The following is an 18,158-nucleotide window of genomic DNA, read 5'->3' as shown; positions in this document are numbered from 1 at the left end:
TGTCGGGTCGAGCATCAATGGTGCGCACGGCACGCTGACGATCACGGCCTACAATACGACGACGGGCGTTGCGAGCTACAGCTACGAGCTGACGTCTGCGACGACGGACGTTGCCAGTGTTGCGGAGACGGATGCGTTCACGCTGACGGTGTCCGACGGCACGACCAGTTCGGCGCCGGCCACCATCACCATCGAGATTGTCGACGATGTGCCGACGGCGCGTGCTGGCGGCATCCTGGACTTGCTCGAAACGGCCGGTGCGACGTCCGGCGAAAACCTGTTGTCAAATGACACGAAGGGAGCGGACGGAGCTGCGGTCACTGCGGTCTCTTTCGATGGAGGAGCAACCTGGCAGTCGATAAATGCTACCGGTGTAACGGTCGTCACTCCCGTAGGCGGCGAAGGCACATACACGTTCCAGGCAAACGGAACCTGGACCTTCGATCCAAACTACAATGCGTCGAACGCAGACAAGCGGGGTGACTTCACCTACCGTATCACTGATGGTGACGGTGACACGTCGACAGCATTGCAGGAGGTCATCGTTCGGAACGCGAACTCTCTGCCAAGCGCTGGAACTACAGAACTTACTGTGGACGACGAAGGCTTGGTGGGTGGCATCGCAGGTAACGGCCAAAGCAGCGGGGACGTATCTGGTCAAGCGATTTCGGTTACCGGCACATTGCCGCATGATTTCGGCGGAGACGGCAAGGCATCTGCGGACCCGGTAAGTTTCTCGGCCATGGAAGGCCAAGGCGGCACCGTTGGTACGGAAGCCGTAACATTCCATTGGAATGCTTCGACGAATACGTTGGTTGCCACCTCAAACAGTGGTCGTGGCGACATCTTCAAAGTCGTAGTCGACGGTGGAAACGACAATGGCAACGGGAGCTATACGTTCACGCTCTTGAAGCCGGTGATACATGCGGCCGGTAGTGGCGAGAACGATGCTACTGTCGATCTCACCTACACGGTGAAGGATTCCAACGGCGATACCGCGGCTGGCGTTCTCAAGGTTACGATCGACGACGATACGCCCGTGGCCTATGCACAGTCGATATCGGTCGTCGAGACAACTGGCGCGCGCACCAATCTACTGCTGATACTGGACACATCAGGCAGCATGGGACCGGGCTCTGGCGATACCTATGCTTCCGGAATGACCAACCTGACAAAGCTCGAGATCCTCAAAGCGGCCGTTCACGAGTTGCTGGAGCAATATGGCAACCAAGGCGATGTTCGAGTCCGGATTGTCAATTTTGCGTCCAGCGCAACGTCGAATTCCGACGGCTGGGTCACGCTCGCCCAGGCCAAAACGATCGTCGATGCACTGAGCGCGGGTGGTGGTACGAACTACGACGCGGCAATCAATCAGGCGATGAGTGCCTACAACACCGGCGGAAAGCTTAGCGGATCTGATGTCAACAACGTCTCCTACTTCGTTTCCGACGGTGAGCCAGTGAACGGGGCTGTCGGCAACACGCTCAAGACGACATGGGAGACGTTCCTCAATAACAACGACATCAAATCCCACGCACTGGGAATCGGAGCCAACGTTGCGTCGACGAACCTTGAACCTGTTGCCTATAATGGCGAAGGCTCAGGTTCAGAAATGCCGGCACAAATTGTGACGGATCTCAGCCAGTTGGCTCAGACCCTTACAGATACCGTGGCCGAGCCGGTTACCGGGAACATTGTTACGGGTAGTTCGCCCAACGGTGGATTTGGAGCAGATGGTGGCTTTGTTAAGTCGATAACGGTGGCTGGTGTCACGTATACCTACAATCCGGCTGGCGCTGGATCGATATCGACCACGGCAATGACGGGATGGAGCTTTGTAGCGGCAACACATCTGTTGACGGTGACCGTTGCAAGTGGCGCGCAGTTCGAGCTGAATATGGAGACCGGAGCCTACAAATTCCTACCCGGCAACGTAAGTCAGGACACGACTATTCCGGTTGGCTTCGTTATTTCCGACAATGACGGTGACTTGGCATCCAGCACGCTTACCATAAACATCACCGACAGTGATCTGTCGCCGATTGTAAGGGACGATCATGTCATCACGAACCAGCCCGGTGTAAGCGGCGCAGACAAGATCGATATCCCAGAGTTTGCGCTACGTTACAACGATAGTGATCCGGATGGCGATTCCTTGGCGATTACCGGGATCAACAACTCTTCGAGCGGTACAGCTACCCAGGAGAGTGGCGGTATTGTCAGGTTCACCGAGAACTCGAACAGTTCCACTGACGGCGGGAGTTTCACCTATACCGGAACGGCAGGCGGAAAAACGGACACTGGCGTCGTCACAGTCGATCGCAGCCAGATTGGGGCCAGTGAACTCAACGGGACAGGTCTCGGCGAAATCCTGCTGGGGCGCGACAATGCTAGCGACATCATCCGTGGCTACGAAGGCGACGATGTGCTGATTGGTGGTAGCGGCAACGAATCTTCCACGCCGGCTAAGTTCACTATCATTGTCGATGGTGCGAACACCTCGTTGAACTCTAGCTTCCTCCAGTTCGTGTTCAACAGTGGGTTAGGTACGGATCGTATCGCAAGCATCTCAATTAACTTGAGGGCAGGCGGAGATACTGACGCGATTTTTGATGGAACGGATGGATCTAGCCGCAATGGTGATGGCGAATGGGGCCCGACTCCCTCGAACCTAACCGGATTGGCAAGTGGAAATCTCTCTTACATCGGAAGCGACAACGCCGGAACGCTGACGATTAATTTTGCGTCGGGGACTTTCGGCGTTGGCGACAAGTTCAACCTCAATATTGATATTGATCGCCTTGGACCCAACAACGCTGATGGCTATGCCTCTTTGTTCGCGGAAAAGGGCGTGACGGCCACCGTAACTATGGAGGATGGGCGCACGCAGACACTTACCTTCCAGGTAGTTGACAGCGACACTGGACAGGTGATGTTCCAATTGGCGCCGCCGACCGACGATACGCTTTATGGTGGTGCCGGTAACGACCTGCTGATCGGCGGATCGGGGCATGACATCCTGTTCGGCGACGAAGGCAACGACGTATTGATGGGCGGTTCTGGTCTCAACACGCTGACCGGCGGTTCGGGCGCAGACACGTTCGTCATCGACCCGTCTGCATTGGCCGAAGGATCGTCGATGGCCGACATCATCACCGACTACAAGATCGGTGAAGGCGATGTGGTTGATCTCTCCGAATTGTTGGGCAGCAACGTCAATGCCGGCAATATCGGTGACTTCGTCCGCACGGTCGAGGGCGGAAACGGCGCGACCGACCTGTTGCAGGTGAACCAGAGCGGATCTGGCAACAGTGCCGATTTCGTCACGGTTGCTCATCTCAATGCCGACGCCGGCGTGAAGGTTCTTTATGACGACGATCTAACCGCGACTGTCAATCACACTCCATGATATGGGGTGCTGCCGGTCTGCCTCCGGGCGGGCCGGTGTTGAATTCACGCATTGGTTGTTGTAGTTGTGACCGTCGCAGGACGGGTAGAATTCGGGGAACGATTGATATGATTTCAGTGCGTAAAATCCTGGCTTCGGTAGCCCTTTTTGCCGTGGTCCTGCCGGTACAGGCGGCCGATCTCGGCGTTGGCTCCAATCAGTGTCAGTTGGCAACGAGCTCCACTTTGCTCAGCGAGGCCAGCAACGCGGCGCTCAAGGAAGACGTCGTCAAGCTGATGAACGAAGCTGTCAGCGTGGCCGACGACAGCCAGTGGATCAACTCGCGCCGGCCGGCTTTCACCTGGGCATCTGAAGCCAAGGTGGCTTGCGGCAAGGCCTATGGCTATCTCAAGGCCGACTACCGTGACGAGGACACGCTCAACAAATGCGAGTGCTTTCACGCCCGCATGGTTCAGTACATGAACTGACCGCCCGCGTGGGCCTTTTGCATATCCGGCGCGGCGTCTCCTGTCTTGCACTGACTCTGGCGGTTTTGGCCGGCGGATGTCAGTCGTCCGCGGGACCTGAGGCGCTCGAAAGCGCGAAGGCCGATGCCGGCGTTGGTTCGAGCGCGCCGGTTGTAGCCACGCAGACGTTTGGCAGCGGACCCGCGCGCATCGACCTGTTTCTTGATTCCAGCATCGCCAGTTCTGCAAGTGACTATCGCGATGGTGCAGCCCTTGCGGTCAAGGAAATCGGCGCAGGGCACCTGACTTTGGCTGCGCATGATCTTAGAGCGCCAGGGGTAGTCGTTGCCGACCAGCTCAAGCGGTCCGCCGACGGCGGAACGAGGATGCTTATCGGGCCGCCCTCTCTCGCCAAGGCGTTCGCGGATGCCCCGTCCAAGTCGCCGGCAATGCTCCTGGATGCAAATCCAGTCGCATCTGCGGTCGCGATCCAGTCCGATGAAATCGGTAGCGCTGTCGAAATAGCTTCCTACGCAGCCGGTGCCGGGCGCGCGAAGATCATGGTCGTTTCGACCCGACCGCTCGACACAGCAGAGGCCCAGCGTCTGCGTGCTGGCCTGAAGAAGAACGGCGTGCAATTGCTTGACATCGTCACCGACCCGACATCGGCCGACGGAGTGGCCAAACTTGCGCGCCTTGGCGAGGCGCAAGCCGTGTTGCTGATTGGTGCTGACGCCCCAAAAGTGGCTGCCCCCGCATTGCGCCAACGTGGCGGGCTGGACGCCAGCATCCCATTTCTGGGAACATACGTCTGGCCGGCGAGCGCTTATAGCGATCCGGTATTGGAAGGATCACTGCTTGCATTGATCGACCAGAATGCCTTGAAGCGAATTTCCGGGCGCTTCCAGACTGCGTACGCGCGCCCGCTATCCCTGGAGGCAGCTTACGGGTTCGATGCGGTGGCAGTCGCGGCTGGCATTGTTCGTACGAAAGGGCAGGAGGGACTGAAGCCGGCTGCCTTGCGAGCAAGTTCCGGTTTCACCGGCGCGACCGGGACATTCCGCTTCGGCGCCGATGGCCACGTCGAGCGGAGACTGGCGATTTATCGCATATCCGGCGGCAAGCTCGTCCTTCAGGACGGCGCGCCTTCAGGATTCTGAATTAAGAGCGGTCACCCCGGTTGCCAGCTTGCTCGTCCGGCAACCGCAGATGAGCGATGGCTATTGAAGCCGACTGTCATTTTCGCCGGAGGCGTCGGACGTATTCAAAAACTGGTATTCGATCCAGTCGTGTCCCGGCGCCTGTGTCTTGGCAAGTGTTCCGACAGCCGTGCGCAGAAGATCATCGAAGCCGATGCGGCTCGAGACGATCACGGCACCGGCCCGGATGGACATGGGATAGTGCGTGCCCGCCGGATAGAATTGCATCTTCGTTACCTTGTCGTGGACGCGTTCGGCGACACCACGCGCATCGGTCTCATTCGCACCAGGAAGGAACACGCCGAACTGATCGCCGGAGACGCGTCCGACAATGTCGCCATTGCGCACGGTGTTCCTGATCGTGGCCGCGACGCTGCTGAGCGCCTCGTTCCCCCAACTGAAGCCGAAACGGCTGTTGATGACTTTGAGGTCGTCGAGGTTGATAAGCAGGATGGTGCCGAGCGGATTACTGCCGGGTGCGGAGTTGCGGTTGGAGTAGGTATCGACAAGCGCGGAGAAAGTCGGCTCATTGAGGCAAGACGTCAGCCCGTCGTTTTGTGCCGATTTCTGTGCTTGCTTGCGCAATATGGCAGCCTTGGACGCAAGCAGCCCGCAAGCGATTGCGAGCGGCAGTCCAACGAGAACCGAAACCGTCAGGGTGAGGCCAAGTTCTCTACCGGCGGCAAGCGATGGTGACACTGCATTGAAGATGCCGTACGCAGCCAATGCAAGCGCAATGCCGGCGACGGCTCCTCCAGCAGCCCAGGAAAGGGCTGGCTTGTGGCGGAACAAGAAGGTCTTTGCTGATCTCCAGTCCATCGTCCTGTCAAATCCCCGTTTTTCTCACCGCAGTTCAATAATGCACCGGCGTAAAATTGACGTTGCGTCGACATTTCACATTTGATCGATTTGACTAAAGTCTGGGTAACGGAAACCAAATTTCGGAGCGGACTCGATGCCATCAAGCCTGATTTCTCGTTCTGCCGCATGTGTGGTGGTCATGTGCGTCTGTTGCCTAGTCATGTTGGTCACAGGCATCCAGCCGGCTGCAGCAACGTCGGCGCAAACCGAAGTCCGTCAGTTCGATGCGGCGACAGGTAAATGGGTCAAGAAGCGTGTGGATAACCGGAAGCTTGCGCGCAGGCTGAATGTCGCGCCGATCCCACCGCAGGTCGTTCCCTATGAAGGACGCGCGCGCCCGGGAACCATTATCGTGGATACCGGCCAGCGGCGTCTTCTCTACGTCAATCGGGATGGCACGGCGACCAGCTATATCATCGGGGTCGGTCGCGAGGGGTTTGGTTGGAAGGGATCGGAGAAGATCAGCCGCAAGGCAGAGTGGCCGAGTTGGACGCCTCCCGAAGAAATGCGGCAGCGCGAAGCGGCCAATGGGAGAATATTGCCTGCAACCATGGAAGGTGGACCTGATAATCCACTTGGTGCCCGTGCACTCTACCTTGGAGGTACTCTTTATAGAATACATGGCACCAACGAGCCATGGACGCTGGGAAAAGCGGTGTCGTCTGGCTGTATAAGAATGGCGAACGAGGATATTATTGAGCTCTACAATAAAGCTAACATTGGAAGCATGGTTATAGTTCAGTAAAATCTTATGTATATGTGTGGCGGAATCGCAACAATAATCAGGATTTCTTTGTGATGCAGAGCTCTCGCGGCAGCGGGGGTTGATGAATCTTAATCCAATCGGCATACGGTACGAGGGATTGGTATTCTGAAGCCGCTATTTAATGCGGCGCGTTGAGAGTGGGGTGGCGGGCAATGCGTATCTCAGTACTCCGGGTCATGTCTGCGGCGCTGCTTGCGGGGGTCTTTCTGGCTCCAGTGAGCGTCAAGGCGATGTCGCTGAAAGAAGCGATGGCCGTAACTTTGGAATCCAACCCTGAAATCGGCCAGGCTTCCGAAAATCGCGAAGCCATCGAGTTTGAGCTGCGCCAGGCGCGCGGTCTCTATCTCCCGAGCGTCGATCTGGAAGCGTCAGTTGGCGCTCGCGACCTGGACAACCCTTCACGGCGGCTCGGCGGTATCGATGATGATCCGCTTTATCCGTCGGAGGTTGGGCTTACCATCACCCAGAAACTTTTCGATGGCGGCGGGCGTCGTGCCGAACTTGAACGCCAGGCGGCTCGTGTCGACAGCGCAGCTTTCCGGGTTCTCGAACGTTCGGAGACGCTCGGTCTGCAAGTGGTGCGCGAGTATCTGGAAATTCTCCTGCAGGCGCAGATCGTTGAAGAATCGCGCCGCAATATGGGCTTCCACCAGCAAGTCATCTCCGACATCGGCTCGCTGATTTCGGGCGGCACCCTGACCGAAGCCGACCGCCAGCAGGGGCAGGAGCGTTTGCTGGCCGCGAAGGCCCGCATGAAAGAAGCTGAAGAGGAACTGGAGGCCGCGAAGGCCCGCTTCCTCACGCTCGTGGGCAAGCCATTTTCCAATGCCTCGATGCCCGCTTCGATGGCATCGGCGCTACCGAAGTCTCTCGACGCAGCCATAGGGTTGGCGAGGGTCAACAATCCACGTATCAAGGTTGCCAATGCGGACATCGATGTTGCTGACGCGCAGATCGATGCCGCCCGTTCCAAGATGCTCCCCGAGATATTCCTCGAAGGTCGGGCCCGTACCGGCAACGACATCGATGGCAGCGAGGGCCGCACGTCCGACATGCAGGCGCGGGTCGTAGCCAAGTGGAACCTCTATCGTGGCGGCATCGACATCGCCAATGAACAGGAACAAATCCGCAGGGCGAGCGAACAGCGCCTGGTGCTGCACCAGAATTTCCGTGAGGTCGAGGAAGCCGTCCGCATTTCGTGGGACCGCCGCCTGCGCCAGTTGGATCTGGCCAGCACTTTCCGTGAACAGGCTGCATCGAATGGACAGTTGGTGAGCTCCTACCGCGACCAGCTAGCGGTTGGGAGGCGTTCCCTGCTTGACGTTCTGGGCGCACAGAATTCGCGTTATACCGTCAACATTCTGGCGAAGACCGCGGAATTTGCTGCTCGTTTTGCCGAGTACCGCTTGCTTGCAGCGACGGGAACATTGTTGAGCACGATGAACTTGCAGGCCGCCAAGCAGTCAGACGCTTACGCGCGCAAGGAATTTAACGTTCCGGAAACCGCCCCGACCGAAACCTATCGTCGCCTGCCTTCGCAACAGGTCAACGACTTGCCGCTCGATTTGCTGGCCCCCATACAGTAACCAGCGGGAAAGTCTTTGCGGCATAGGCTGCGATGGATGAAGCGGTTCGAACGCAGGCAGCCTTTTGTCCGGTGGAACGCAGGCTGCTTGTCTTTCTTTGCAGCATGCGTCGTCTCGTATAGCGAGAGGCCTTCATGAATTCGGCGCCCGAATTGTCCGTTGTACGGGCCGAAGCGAACGAAATTGATGTCCCGGCGAGGGGGCAATCCTTCAGGGATGCCTTTCAACGGGTGGCCATTTTTCTTGGCAGGCCGGGTTCCGATGTCGTGCTTTTCTCCGGCATCCCATTTGACGAGGCGACGCCCAGTCTCGAAGACGTTCAACGGCTGAGTGATCGCATCGGCCTTGAAGTGAGAGATCTTGGTTGGCGTGAACTGGCATCGGGCAATCTCGATTTGCCGGCTATTCTTCTTTTGAATGACGGGTCGGCCCTGTCCCTGCTGGAAAACATTGCGGGAGGTGATTTCGACGCCTCGCTGCTGGCGCTGGCCAATTCCCAGGTTCAGGGTGGCCCGCTGCGCAAGGAAGAAGTGCGGGCCGTGCTTTCCTTCAGCATTGTCAGCGCAGACACGATGCAATCCGCCGTGGAGGGCGTGGATGGCAGCATCGTGCGGCGGCACTGGCTGGCCAGCGCATTGCTGCCGTTCTGGCGTTCCTATGCGCAGGTCGCTTTGGCGGCGCTGTTCATCAATCTGCTCGCCTTGGCCTCGCCTCTCTTCACCATGAATGTGTACGATCGCATTTTGCCCAATGATGCCAAGTCGACGCTTTGGGTGCTTGCCATTGGTGTTTCCGGCGCGATCCTCTTCGACCTGCTTCTGAAGACGGCTCGCTCGGCCCTGATCGACTACGCGGGCAGGCGGGCCGACATAAAGCTTTCTTATCTCTTGTTCGAAAAGGTCCTTAACGCGACCATGGCGTCGAGGCCGATGCAGACCGGTGACTATGCCAGCCGGATCACGCAGTACGAATTCGTGCGTGAGTTCTTTACATCGAACACCATCAGCGTGTTGATCGATACGGTCTTCGTATTCGTGTTTCTGATCGTGATCTATCTGGTAGCCGGGTGGATCGTGATTGTTCCGGCCATAGCCTTCGTTATCGCGCTGGTCATAGGGCTGATTTCCCAGCATCGGATCGGGCGCAGGGTAGCAGCCGCATCAAACGAATCTTCGATGAAGCAATCGCTTCTTGTCGAGACCATCTCGACGATCGAGACGGTGAAGTCATTGAGCGCGGAACGGATGCTGCTGCGCAAGTGGCACGAATTGTCCAAGAAGGCGTCGCTGACGTCGGAAGAGATCAAGCAGCTGTCGGCGTCTGCCGCCAACTGGACGCAATTCGTCCAGCAGTTGGTATCGATCGTCATCATCATCGCAGGCGCCTACCAGTTCTCACAAGGCCAGATGTCCTCTGGCGCGATCATCGCCGCAGTCATGCTTTCAAGCCGAACTGTCGCGCCGATGGGCCAGATTGCGATGACGCTTTCGAGGATGCGGCAGGCGATGCTGTCCCTGCGCATCCTCAATTCGGTAATGGAGCAACCGGAAGATCGCCCGACGGGAACGGGCTTCGTCAATCGCGAAATCCACACCGGGAGCTTTGCATTCCAGAACGTGGAGTTTGCCTACCCGAATTCCGACCAGAAAGTGCTGAACGGACTGACATTTGCGGTCCAGCCCGGCCAGCGCGTTGGCATTATTGGCAGGATAGGGTCAGGGAAAACGACTCTCGGCCGCCTTCTCGCGGGTCTTTATCCGCCTACGGCAGGCAGTCTGATGATAGATGGCATCGACGTGCGTCAGTATCATCCGGCCATCATCCGCTCTGCTGTCTCTGTGGCGTCGCAGTCGGCCGACCTCTTTTCGGGTTCCGTCAAGGAAAACCTGCTTATGGGCCGCGCCGACGCGACCGATGCGGAAATCATCGAGGTGGCGCGTAAGACGGGCGTTGACGAGTTCGTCTCCCGACACCCTCGTGGCTATGACATGCAGGTTGGCGAACGCGGTAGCAATCTCTCCGGTGGTCAAAGGCAGGCCATGGCGATTGCCCGCCTCTTGTTGGCGAGGCCCAAGATCATATTCCTGGACGAGCCGTCAGGCGCCATGGATCTCGCTTCGGAGCGCAGGCTGATCAATCAACTGGCGACTGCGATCAGCCCGGAGACGACGCTTGTTATCTCGACCCATCGCTACAGCATGCTGGAATTGATCGACCGCCTCATTGTTCTGGAAAATGGCCGCGTGATCGCGGATGGCCCAAAGAAGGCTGTGATCGAGCAACTCCAGAAGAACGTGGCGCGTCCGACATGATCCGGATCTGCGAACAATTGGCGGGCTGTATCGCTCAAGCGAAGGGGGAGCGGCAATGACCGACAAACCTCCGTTTTGGGCGCGCGCCAGTCTCGTCGTCGTTATTTTGCTTATTATTTCGTTCGTGGCTTGGGCCGCGATCACGCAGGTCGAGGAAATCGCTCGTGGCGAGGGTAAGGTGATTCCTGTCTCGCGCACCCAGGTCATCCAGGCGAGCGAGGCCAGCGTCGTGCAGGAGATCGCGGTGAAAGTCGGCCAGATCGTCAAGAAAAACGATCTCATCGTGCGGCTGGACGACACCGCCACGACCTCGACATTGGGTGAGATCGAGGCGCGCGCACGTGCGTTGCGCGTTCAGATCGCACGCCTCGAACTGGAGCAGACTGGCGACATGATCTCGCCGATGACTTGTCCGGAGGAAGTCAGGAAGGCCAGCCCGGAGGTTTGCGACAACGAAGCGCAACTGTTGAAGGCGCGCCGTGATGCTTTCCAGAACAAGCTTTCGGTCTTGCAGGAACGTCATCTGCAGCGCCGCAAGGAACTGGATGAGGCGCTCGTCGGCATCCAGCGTCTGGAGGCCAATATCGAGGTTTCGCAGAAGGAAGCCGCTCTGCTGGAGCCGCTGGTCGTGCGCAAGCTCGCACCGCAGACCGACCTCTTGCGAATCCAGAAGGAACTGACGGACTCAAGCGGCCAACTGAAATTGCTGCAGGAGTCGCTCGATCGTATTCGCGGTGCGATCAAGGAAGCCTCGCTTCAGGTTGACGAACTGACGCTGGTTTTCCAGCAGGAAGCGCTGGCTGAGAAGACCAAGGTTCTGGCCGATCTCTCCGTGGCGATGGAGACGATCCGTGGTGCGTCGGACCGGGTCCAGCGAACTGATCTGCGCTCGCCTGTCGACGGCGTGGTGAACCGTCTGGAGATCACCACCATTGGCGCATACGTGCAGCCTGGAACCGTGGTCGCGGAAGTTGTTCCGACCTCCGACGTACTGCTGGTAGAGGCCCGCATTTCACCAAAGGATGTTGCTTTCATACGCGTGGGGCAGCCGGCGCTGGTGAAGGTCACTGCCTTCGACTTCTCAATCTATGGCGGGCTTGCGGGTGAGGTTTCCAATGTCTCGGCGGATTCGATGTTCGACGAGAAGTCCGGAGAAACCTTCTATCTCGTGCAGGTCAAGACCGACAAATCGGAGATCATTCATGACGGCAGGTCGCACGCGATCATTCCCGGCATGATCGCCTCCGTCGACATCATGACGGGCAAGAAAACGGTCCTTCAATACCTGCTGAAACCAATCAACAAGGCCAGAACAGAAGCCATGCGGGAGCGATAGCATGGCTTCCGCATCCGGCGAACCGAAACCCAGTTCACTTGCCAGCGATGCCGAACCTGTCTTCCGGGTGGTGGAGGGCGAAGATTCGCGCCGTGGCATCCGCCTTGAACGTGCGTATTGGCAAGCCTTGCGCGACATTGCGGCCGTGACCGCACAGAAAACTGGAAGTCTTGTAAGCGCAGTGATTGAGCAAGCGCCGGATGTGACGAACGCGACGTCGCTGCTTCGGGTCTATTGTCTCAAATGGGCGCTGGGCGAGTTGGATGCAGCCCGTCGGATTTCCAGCCCGTCTCTTGTCGGCAACCTGGTACGGGCTTCGCCGGGCCCGGCTTTCGCCCTGGGTCTCGACAAGCGCATCATCGCCTATAACCAGTCTTTTCTGGCGTTCGTACAGGCACGCTTTTCATACGCCGCGCCGGGTCCGATTGGCCGGGATTTCCGACTTGCCCTGGATGTTCATCTGACGGATCTGGCTGCAAGCCTGAAGGCGAATGGCAATGTTCCGACCCCGGTAAGCTTTGTCGTCGGCCTGGGCGATCGGCGATTGCGCGGAAATCTCAATTCCATACTCGCGCCTGTCACAGGGCAGGACATCATCCTGTGCTACATCCTGCCCTAGACATTGAGCCCCGAGAATTCCACGCTGTCAGGATGGGTCGCGAATGCCTTCGCCCGGCTGTACAGCTTCCAGTGACTTGGGGCGCTTCTGCATGGCGAATTCCGAGCCCCTTTTGTAGCCGTGGACCCAGGCTTTTTGCATGCTGAGGGAATAGAGCGCCTGATACTGCGGCAACTGCTTGTCGGTCAGCACGGTATCTCGCAAATTGTCCAGCACATAAGTGTTGCTGGATGTCGAGACCGCAAGAACGGCATGATAGAAATTCCGGCTTGAATCACGCAGCACCACCAGGGCCATGCTGTCGGCCGGCAAACCGGCAGCTCTAAGCGCTGCCATCTTCAGGATTGCAAAATCCTCGCAATCACCTCTGCCTGAGCCAAGAATTTCTTTAGGTGTCGCCCAATAGTCGAGCACACCGTAAATATCTTTGTCGCTTCGATAGTCGATCAGGCGATTGATTGCTTTGTTGACGGCAGTGATCTTGCCTAGCAACGGCTGATCCTGCACGGCATTGGTCGTGTCGTTAAGTAGGTTCAAGCGAATGCGGCATGCGGCAACGCCGTCGCAATCCTCAGGCGCAAGCTTGGCCGCACCCGCCTCAATCTCCGCCCAACGTATCGCCATGCCGGGTTTGAACGGGAATGCTACCGAGGAGAATATACCCGTCACCACCGAGCCAGTGCTCATATAGTCAAGCTGCGTGTCGGTTGATGTTGGGCCGCTGCCAATACCGGACACGTTCCCAGTCAACATGCAGGCAGCGGCCGCGGTGAGGGCCATGCTGGCCCACCTTCCCGCAACTCGTATACCTCTGTGAAGCATCTGCCCTTCCTCGATCTACCGAGGTGCAGATTAGTTCAGGGAGTTGTATATCGAGCTAAGGGAGATGGTATAAATTCGGAAGGATTATCACAAGAGTAATATTAAATAGAATTTAAAAATTGAAATTAAGTATTGAAATTTTGCGTATTCCAGATCGTCAAATTGATCTGTATTTTATTCAAATTGTGCCACGGATAGACGGAATGATACCCGTGGCCCGATCCTCACTTCGTTTTCATCCAGCCATCAGGCCGGATATGCCGCGACGCCAATAGGCCGCTGCAAGGGTCTGGTCTCGACCTAAACCGAGTTCACTCCGCCAACGGTCTCGAACACGCTTGGCGGCCATTGCTTCCGCTGCAAACCAGCCAAACTTGGTCGGACCTTCTGGCCAGACGACAGACAATACGGAAGTGGCCAGGCGTTCATCCGTTCCTGCAGCTACACCGTTCCGATAAATCCAATTCAGCTCGATCCGGGTATTGTTGTCGATCTCCTGCTTTTCCTTTTCGTCGGCAACTTCGACAAATGCGACGCCGGTCGTTTTTGCCGGCAAGGTTTCCAGCATTCTCGCCAGTGCGGGCAGTCCCGTTTCATCGGCACCCATGACATACCAGCCCGCTTGCCGCAGCGGTCGGCCTACAGGTCCCATGACGCCAACCTTGTTGCCGGGCGTTGCGTCCAGAGCCCACTTTGAACCGACACTGTCCCCCTCGTGCGTCACGAAGTCCACGTCCATCCAGCCTTCTTCGACGCTGAAAGCTCGGATCGTGTAGGCCCGCGGCGTTGGGCGGTGGTCGTCGGCTGGCCACACTGCGAGCCCATTGGGACCAAGGGTCGGCCATTGCGGGTCAGGTACTTTTTCGGTCGGGAACAACATGCGGATATGCATGTTTCCGTACTTGCCGAAACGCTCCAGCCGTTCGCCCGCCAATCGTATCCGGCGCATATGCGGCGTAAGCCAGGTCGCGCTGATAACCGTCATTTCGCGGAACTGTGCCAGTTGCGTTTCGTCGGCTAGATCGCCAGACCAGACGATCTGCGGCTGTTCCTCTTTGGCGTAGACCTGCACGGCAGTCGCGAGCAGGTCCTTGATGCGCGCGAGGCCGTCCGCATCGCCGGAATTTGCCCGCATTACAAGGTTTCCGGGTGTCATGTCGAAGGATGCCGCACCGAAATCAAAGCGGAAATCGATGCGGCCGTCCTTCTGCAAGACATCTGCGTTGAAGCTATGCAAGCGATCGGTGATCCGGTCGAGATAGTTGGGTAGATGCTGCAGTTGCAGGCGCGCCTCGCAGGCAAGCTGGGTCATTTCAAGTCTCCGGAAATTCAGCCGCCAATGCGGCCAGTCAATGCGATCTTGAATGTTCTGCCCTTACCTTGCTCGCTTAACGGATTGGTTCCCCAACCAGTTTGCGGGTCGGTGTAGGCCTTGTCGAAAATGTTATCGACACCGAAGTCGAGCTTAAGGTTGTCGTTCACGTCCCAGTTTGCGAACACGTTCACAAGATCGGTGCGCGGATAGAATTTGGGTCCGGTGGAAAGCACGCGCGTTACTTCGCCAAGACTTTGGTATTGAACACCGTAAACGAGGCGGTCCTCAAGCGCGCGGAAGCCGAGTGTAAGCGAGACGTTGTCGAGCGGCGTATTGCTGAGCGTGGCTCCGGCCGTGGGGCCGTCATGCATCTTTGCATCGGTGAACGATGCGGCAACATTCACGAACCCGATGCCGTAGTCATAGACCCCCTCCAATTCAATGCCCTTTAGCAGGGCCGTCCCGACATTTTGAGAGGTTGTGACGCCGCCGGCCGCCACGGTATCGATATAGTCGTCGACTTTCGTATGGAAGACATTGACCTTGGCGCGGACCAAGTCATTGCCTGTGAACACGCTGTCATACTTCAGGTTTACGCCAGCTTCCCAGGTCTTTGCCACTTCAGGCTTGAGTGTCAGGTTTGGCTCATAGCCTGCGCCATGAGCGCCGTTTTGGCGGAACACGTCCTGCATGTGCGGCGTGCGGTAGCCTTCTGCATAGGTGCCGTAGAACTGCATCCCTTCAAGCGGCGTGACGCCAACCGTCATTCTCGGTGACCAACGCTCGCCTTCAAGTGAAACCGGGTGGGAGGGGTTGCCGGGTGCAGGCTTCGACATTCCGTCGAGTTGGTAACCATCGTAGCGAAGGGCGCCGATCAGATCGAGCCAGGTATCATACTTGCCTTCCCATTGCATGAAGGCGCCGTACGCGCGTTGATCGCCCTTGCCGAAGTTGGCGTCCACTGAATCGCCGTTCATAAGCGAGTAGTCGCCACCATAGGTCAGCGTGTGGCTCATGCCCCAGCCTTCGAAGCGGGAGGCATTGCGCACATTCATTCCGCTGGTCGTGACGTCATAGTAACGCATCGAACCGACGGCGCTTCCCACGATCTGGCGTTGCTCGGCCCGCGTGGCGGCATGATAGGCAGTCGCGGAGAAGTCCCAGAGGTCGTTGTCGTCCGGCTTGTAGGTGTAGTTGGCCGTATAGTTCCGGACATCCGTGTCGGCATTGTAACGGGTGACGTTGATGTTGTTGGAGCCAGAAGCGGCTGAGACGATGTCATCGTAGTTCTGCGCTACAGCGCTAAGCTTCACCTCATGCCCTTCGGCGGGGCGGAACGTCATCTTGCTGTAGCCGCTTACCGCCTCTTCACCGGTAAAGCGCACGGGCGTTCCGTTGCCATCTTTGTACTCGCCGCTGTCGCGCCAGACGATATTGCCGATAACGTCGATGTTGTCGTTGAAGCGATATGCTCCAGTGGTACTCGAGAGGTAGCCATTGCCGTTGCTTTCATAACGGCCTTTCTCGCTGAGCGCCCAAGTCTCCCCATCGCGCAGGAAATCGCTCGCGCTCTTGGTTTCGAACGCAACCACACCGCCTATCGCGCCGGTACCGTAGGCATTCGAGACCGGTCCTCTGATGACAGTGACCTGCTTCAGAAGTTCAGGCTCGATGTAGAACGAGCCTGAGCCATGACCGACACGCCAGTAGTCCTGCCGCGCTCCGTCGAGCGTCACCGCGACACGGCCATATTGCTGAAGGCCACGGATGTTGATCGCGGTTGCCGGGTCATCGCCGTTCAAGGATGCCGATACGCCCGGAATGTTGCGAAACAGGTCGGCCGCAGTAACAGGCTGCAAACGTTCGATCTCACTCGTGTCGGCTACGCTTGTTCCTGACAGAGCATCGATGACCGCCTGAAGACCCATGGTCGCCGAGATTGTGATCAAGTCGAGAAGTGTTGGCGTCTGCCGATTGCCGGGCGGCTGGACCCGGTCCTGCTTCTGTGCCGGCTGGGCTTGCTGGCCCTGCGCCTGTTGAGCATATGCTGGAAGAGCTCCCACAGACAAAGCCGCGGCAAGAGCCGTACTGGTCATCAGACCCCTGGATGAAAAAGACATAAGCCACCCCCGAATGCGCTTGAAACGAAATTCGCTGGCAGGGCTTTTCGCCGGGCTGGCAAGTGCAGAAATCACGATCGGTTGACCGCGAATACCGGCAGATAGTAAAACTTGATGACAAGAGTCAACTTTAATTATACTGACAGCACGAAAATATCTTTACGTGAGGTGATTTCCCCACATGCGCAGACGAATTGCATTTGGCAGCATCTTGCAATCGCACGCTGGCAAGTTTCGGCGAAAAGCGGCGGCAATCTTCCTCGGCATTTCGGTGCTGCTGATGAACTCTATTGTCGGCTATGCCGCAGAAGTCGTCGATGCACGCGGCAGGACCGTCGAGACCGGCACAGCAGCTCGGATTGTGACGCTTGGCTCCGATGTTACTGAGATCGTCTATGAGCTTGGCATGGGCGACAGGGTAATTGGCGTCGACAGGGCCAGCAAATATCCGCCATCCGTCAACGCCAAGCCAAATGTGGGTTCGCGCCGGCAACTGTCCGTCGAAGGTCTGGCGGCGTTGCAGCCGGATCTGATCATTGCCGCCAACGACATCGGGCCGCCCGAGGCAATCGATGTGCTGGCCTCTTTGCAGACGCCGGTTGTTTTCGTTCCGCAGGAAAATTCGCCCGACGGCATCCGTGCCAAGATCGAGCTGATCGCAGCCGCTCTCGAGATCGAAAGGCAGGGACAGGTTCTCTCCCAACGTGTCCTTGACGACTTCAATTCCGCCGCCAGCCTCGCATCGGCAGTTGCGACGACGGATCGCAAGAAGGTCATATTCTTTCATGGCCTGATAAAACTGTCCGCGGCCGGTGCGGGTACTGCAGCAGATGCCATTATTCGCTACGCTGGTGGGTCGAATCCTATGGAGGTCGTCCAGGGCTACAAGGCAGCTTCGGAAGAAAAGCTCATTGAGTTAGCCCCTGACGTCATCCTCATGATGGGCGACGGCAAGGGGGGGCCGACGTCCGACCAGGTGTTCGCCAACCCTGCGCTTGCCGCCACGCCGGCGGGACGCAATCGCCATCTGATTGTGTTGGATGGAACCTACATGATCGGGTTTGGGCCACGCACGGCGACAACAATTCGAGAACTTGCCCAAGCGCTTTACCAAGGCTCAGATATGCAGAAAACGTCGAAAAGCAATTGAGGCGACAGGAGTAAGTCAACCGGTCATAGAGGCCTCAGGCCAGCATTGTCCGGCTCTCTCGCGGATCTGCCAGTGAGACAAATATGAGTCGGTTGACGCATGTCTTACCTTAGGTCATGATATGCTTATATTGAAATGAGCAAAGGCGCTCTACGGCGGACAAACCGCGTGGAGCGCTTTTTTGTTGGCTCCGGCGTATGAACGGAGTTGGCGTTGG

At 57.7% G+C, this 18,158-nt stretch carries 13 protein-coding genes; 9 read left to right on the top strand and 4 right to left on the bottom strand.

The window, feature by feature from the left end; translation table 11 throughout:
* The 3 genes from ACODTY_RS22035 to ACODTY_RS22025 all read left to right on the top strand — a co-directional run.
* Nucleotides 1-3,409 (top strand): beta strand repeat-containing protein (locus ACODTY_RS22035; RefSeq protein ID WP_488996323.1); only part of this gene is annotated, 3,409 nt, incomplete at its 5' end.
* Between the two features lie 107 nt (nt 3,410-3,516).
* On the top strand, nt 3,517-3,876 hold the full coding sequence (locus tag ACODTY_RS22030; RefSeq protein WP_488996322.1) for a hypothetical protein: 360 nt from the start codon (nt 3,517-3,519) through the stop codon (nt 3,874-3,876).
* Nucleotides 3,834-5,015: a type 1 periplasmic-binding domain-containing protein gene (locus ACODTY_RS22025; RefSeq protein WP_488996321.1), complete on the top strand. Its 1,182-nt coding sequence runs from the start codon at nt 3,834-3,836 to the stop codon at nt 5,013-5,015. The genes ACODTY_RS22030 and ACODTY_RS22025 overlap by 43 nt, the downstream gene beginning before the upstream one ends.
* Nucleotides 5,016-5,075: 60 nt before the next feature.
* Here ACODTY_RS22025 and ACODTY_RS22020 read toward each other — a convergent pair whose 3' ends face one another.
* Nucleotides 5,076-5,873, bottom strand: a complete 798-nt coding sequence (locus ACODTY_RS22020) for a GGDEF domain-containing protein (RefSeq protein ID WP_488996320.1) — start codon at nt 5,871-5,873, stop codon at nt 5,076-5,078.
* A 136-nt stretch (nt 5,874-6,009) separates the two neighbouring features.
* On the opposite strand from ACODTY_RS22020, the gene ACODTY_RS22015 reads away from it, so the two are divergent.
* The 5 genes from ACODTY_RS22015 to ACODTY_RS21995 all read left to right on the top strand — a co-directional run bounded on the left by ACODTY_RS22015 (nt 6,010) and on the right by ACODTY_RS21995 (nt 12,534).
* Complete coding sequence (locus tag ACODTY_RS22015; RefSeq protein ID WP_488996319.1) at nt 6,010-6,660, top strand: L,D-transpeptidase; 651 nt, start codon at nt 6,010-6,012, stop codon at nt 6,658-6,660.
* A 197-nt stretch (nt 6,661-6,857) separates the two neighbouring features.
* The gene (locus ACODTY_RS22010) at nt 6,858-8,267 is read left to right on the top strand and encodes a TolC family outer membrane protein (RefSeq protein WP_488996324.1); all 1,410 of its coding nucleotides are present in this window, start codon (nt 6,858-6,860) and stop codon (nt 8,265-8,267) included.
* Nucleotides 8,268-8,401: 134 nt separating this feature from the next.
* On the top strand, nt 8,402-10,579 hold the full coding sequence (locus tag ACODTY_RS22005) for a type I secretion system permease/ATPase (RefSeq protein ID WP_488996318.1): 2,178 nt from the start codon (nt 8,402-8,404) through the stop codon (nt 10,577-10,579).
* A gap of 55 nt (nt 10,580-10,634) precedes the next feature.
* A complete protein-coding gene (locus ACODTY_RS22000) occupies nt 10,635-11,915 on the top strand; it encodes an HlyD family type I secretion periplasmic adaptor subunit (RefSeq protein ID WP_488996317.1) in 1,281 nt (426 codons plus the stop codon).
* 1 nt (nt 11,916) lies between these two features.
* Nucleotides 11,917-12,534, top strand: a complete 618-nt coding sequence (locus ACODTY_RS21995) for a ribbon-helix-helix domain-containing protein (protein ID WP_488996316.1) — start codon at nt 11,917-11,919, stop codon at nt 12,532-12,534.
* A 27-nt stretch (nt 12,535-12,561) separates the two neighbouring features.
* Here ACODTY_RS21995 and ACODTY_RS21990 read toward each other — a convergent pair whose 3' ends face one another.
* The 3 genes from ACODTY_RS21990 to ACODTY_RS21980 form a co-directional block, all read right to left on the bottom strand.
* Complete coding sequence (locus ACODTY_RS21990) at nt 12,562-13,314, bottom strand: transglutaminase-like cysteine peptidase (RefSeq protein WP_488996315.1); 753 nt, start codon at nt 13,312-13,314, stop codon at nt 12,562-12,564.
* A 277-nt stretch (nt 13,315-13,591) separates the two neighbouring features.
* Nucleotides 13,592-14,668, bottom strand: coding sequence for a DUF2218 domain-containing protein (locus ACODTY_RS21985; protein WP_488996314.1), 1,077 nt, complete (start codon nt 14,666-14,668; stop codon nt 13,592-13,594).
* Between the two features lie 17 nt (nt 14,669-14,685).
* Complete coding sequence (locus tag ACODTY_RS21980; protein WP_488996313.1) at nt 14,686-16,767, bottom strand: TonB-dependent hemoglobin/transferrin/lactoferrin family receptor; 2,082 nt, start codon at nt 16,765-16,767, stop codon at nt 14,686-14,688.
* A 235-nt stretch (nt 16,768-17,002) separates the two neighbouring features.
* On the opposite strand from ACODTY_RS21980, the gene ACODTY_RS21975 reads away from it, so the two are divergent.
* Nucleotides 17,003-17,941, top strand: coding sequence for a heme/hemin ABC transporter substrate-binding protein (locus ACODTY_RS21975; protein WP_488996312.1), 939 nt, complete (start codon nt 17,003-17,005; stop codon nt 17,939-17,941).
* Nucleotides 17,942-18,158: the final 217 nt, after the last annotated feature.

The organism is Mesorhizobium sp. FG116 (assembly GCF_057809835.1).
Note: the sequence above shows the minus strand (reverse complement) of the source record. Positions and strands in the feature narration are given on the sequence as shown.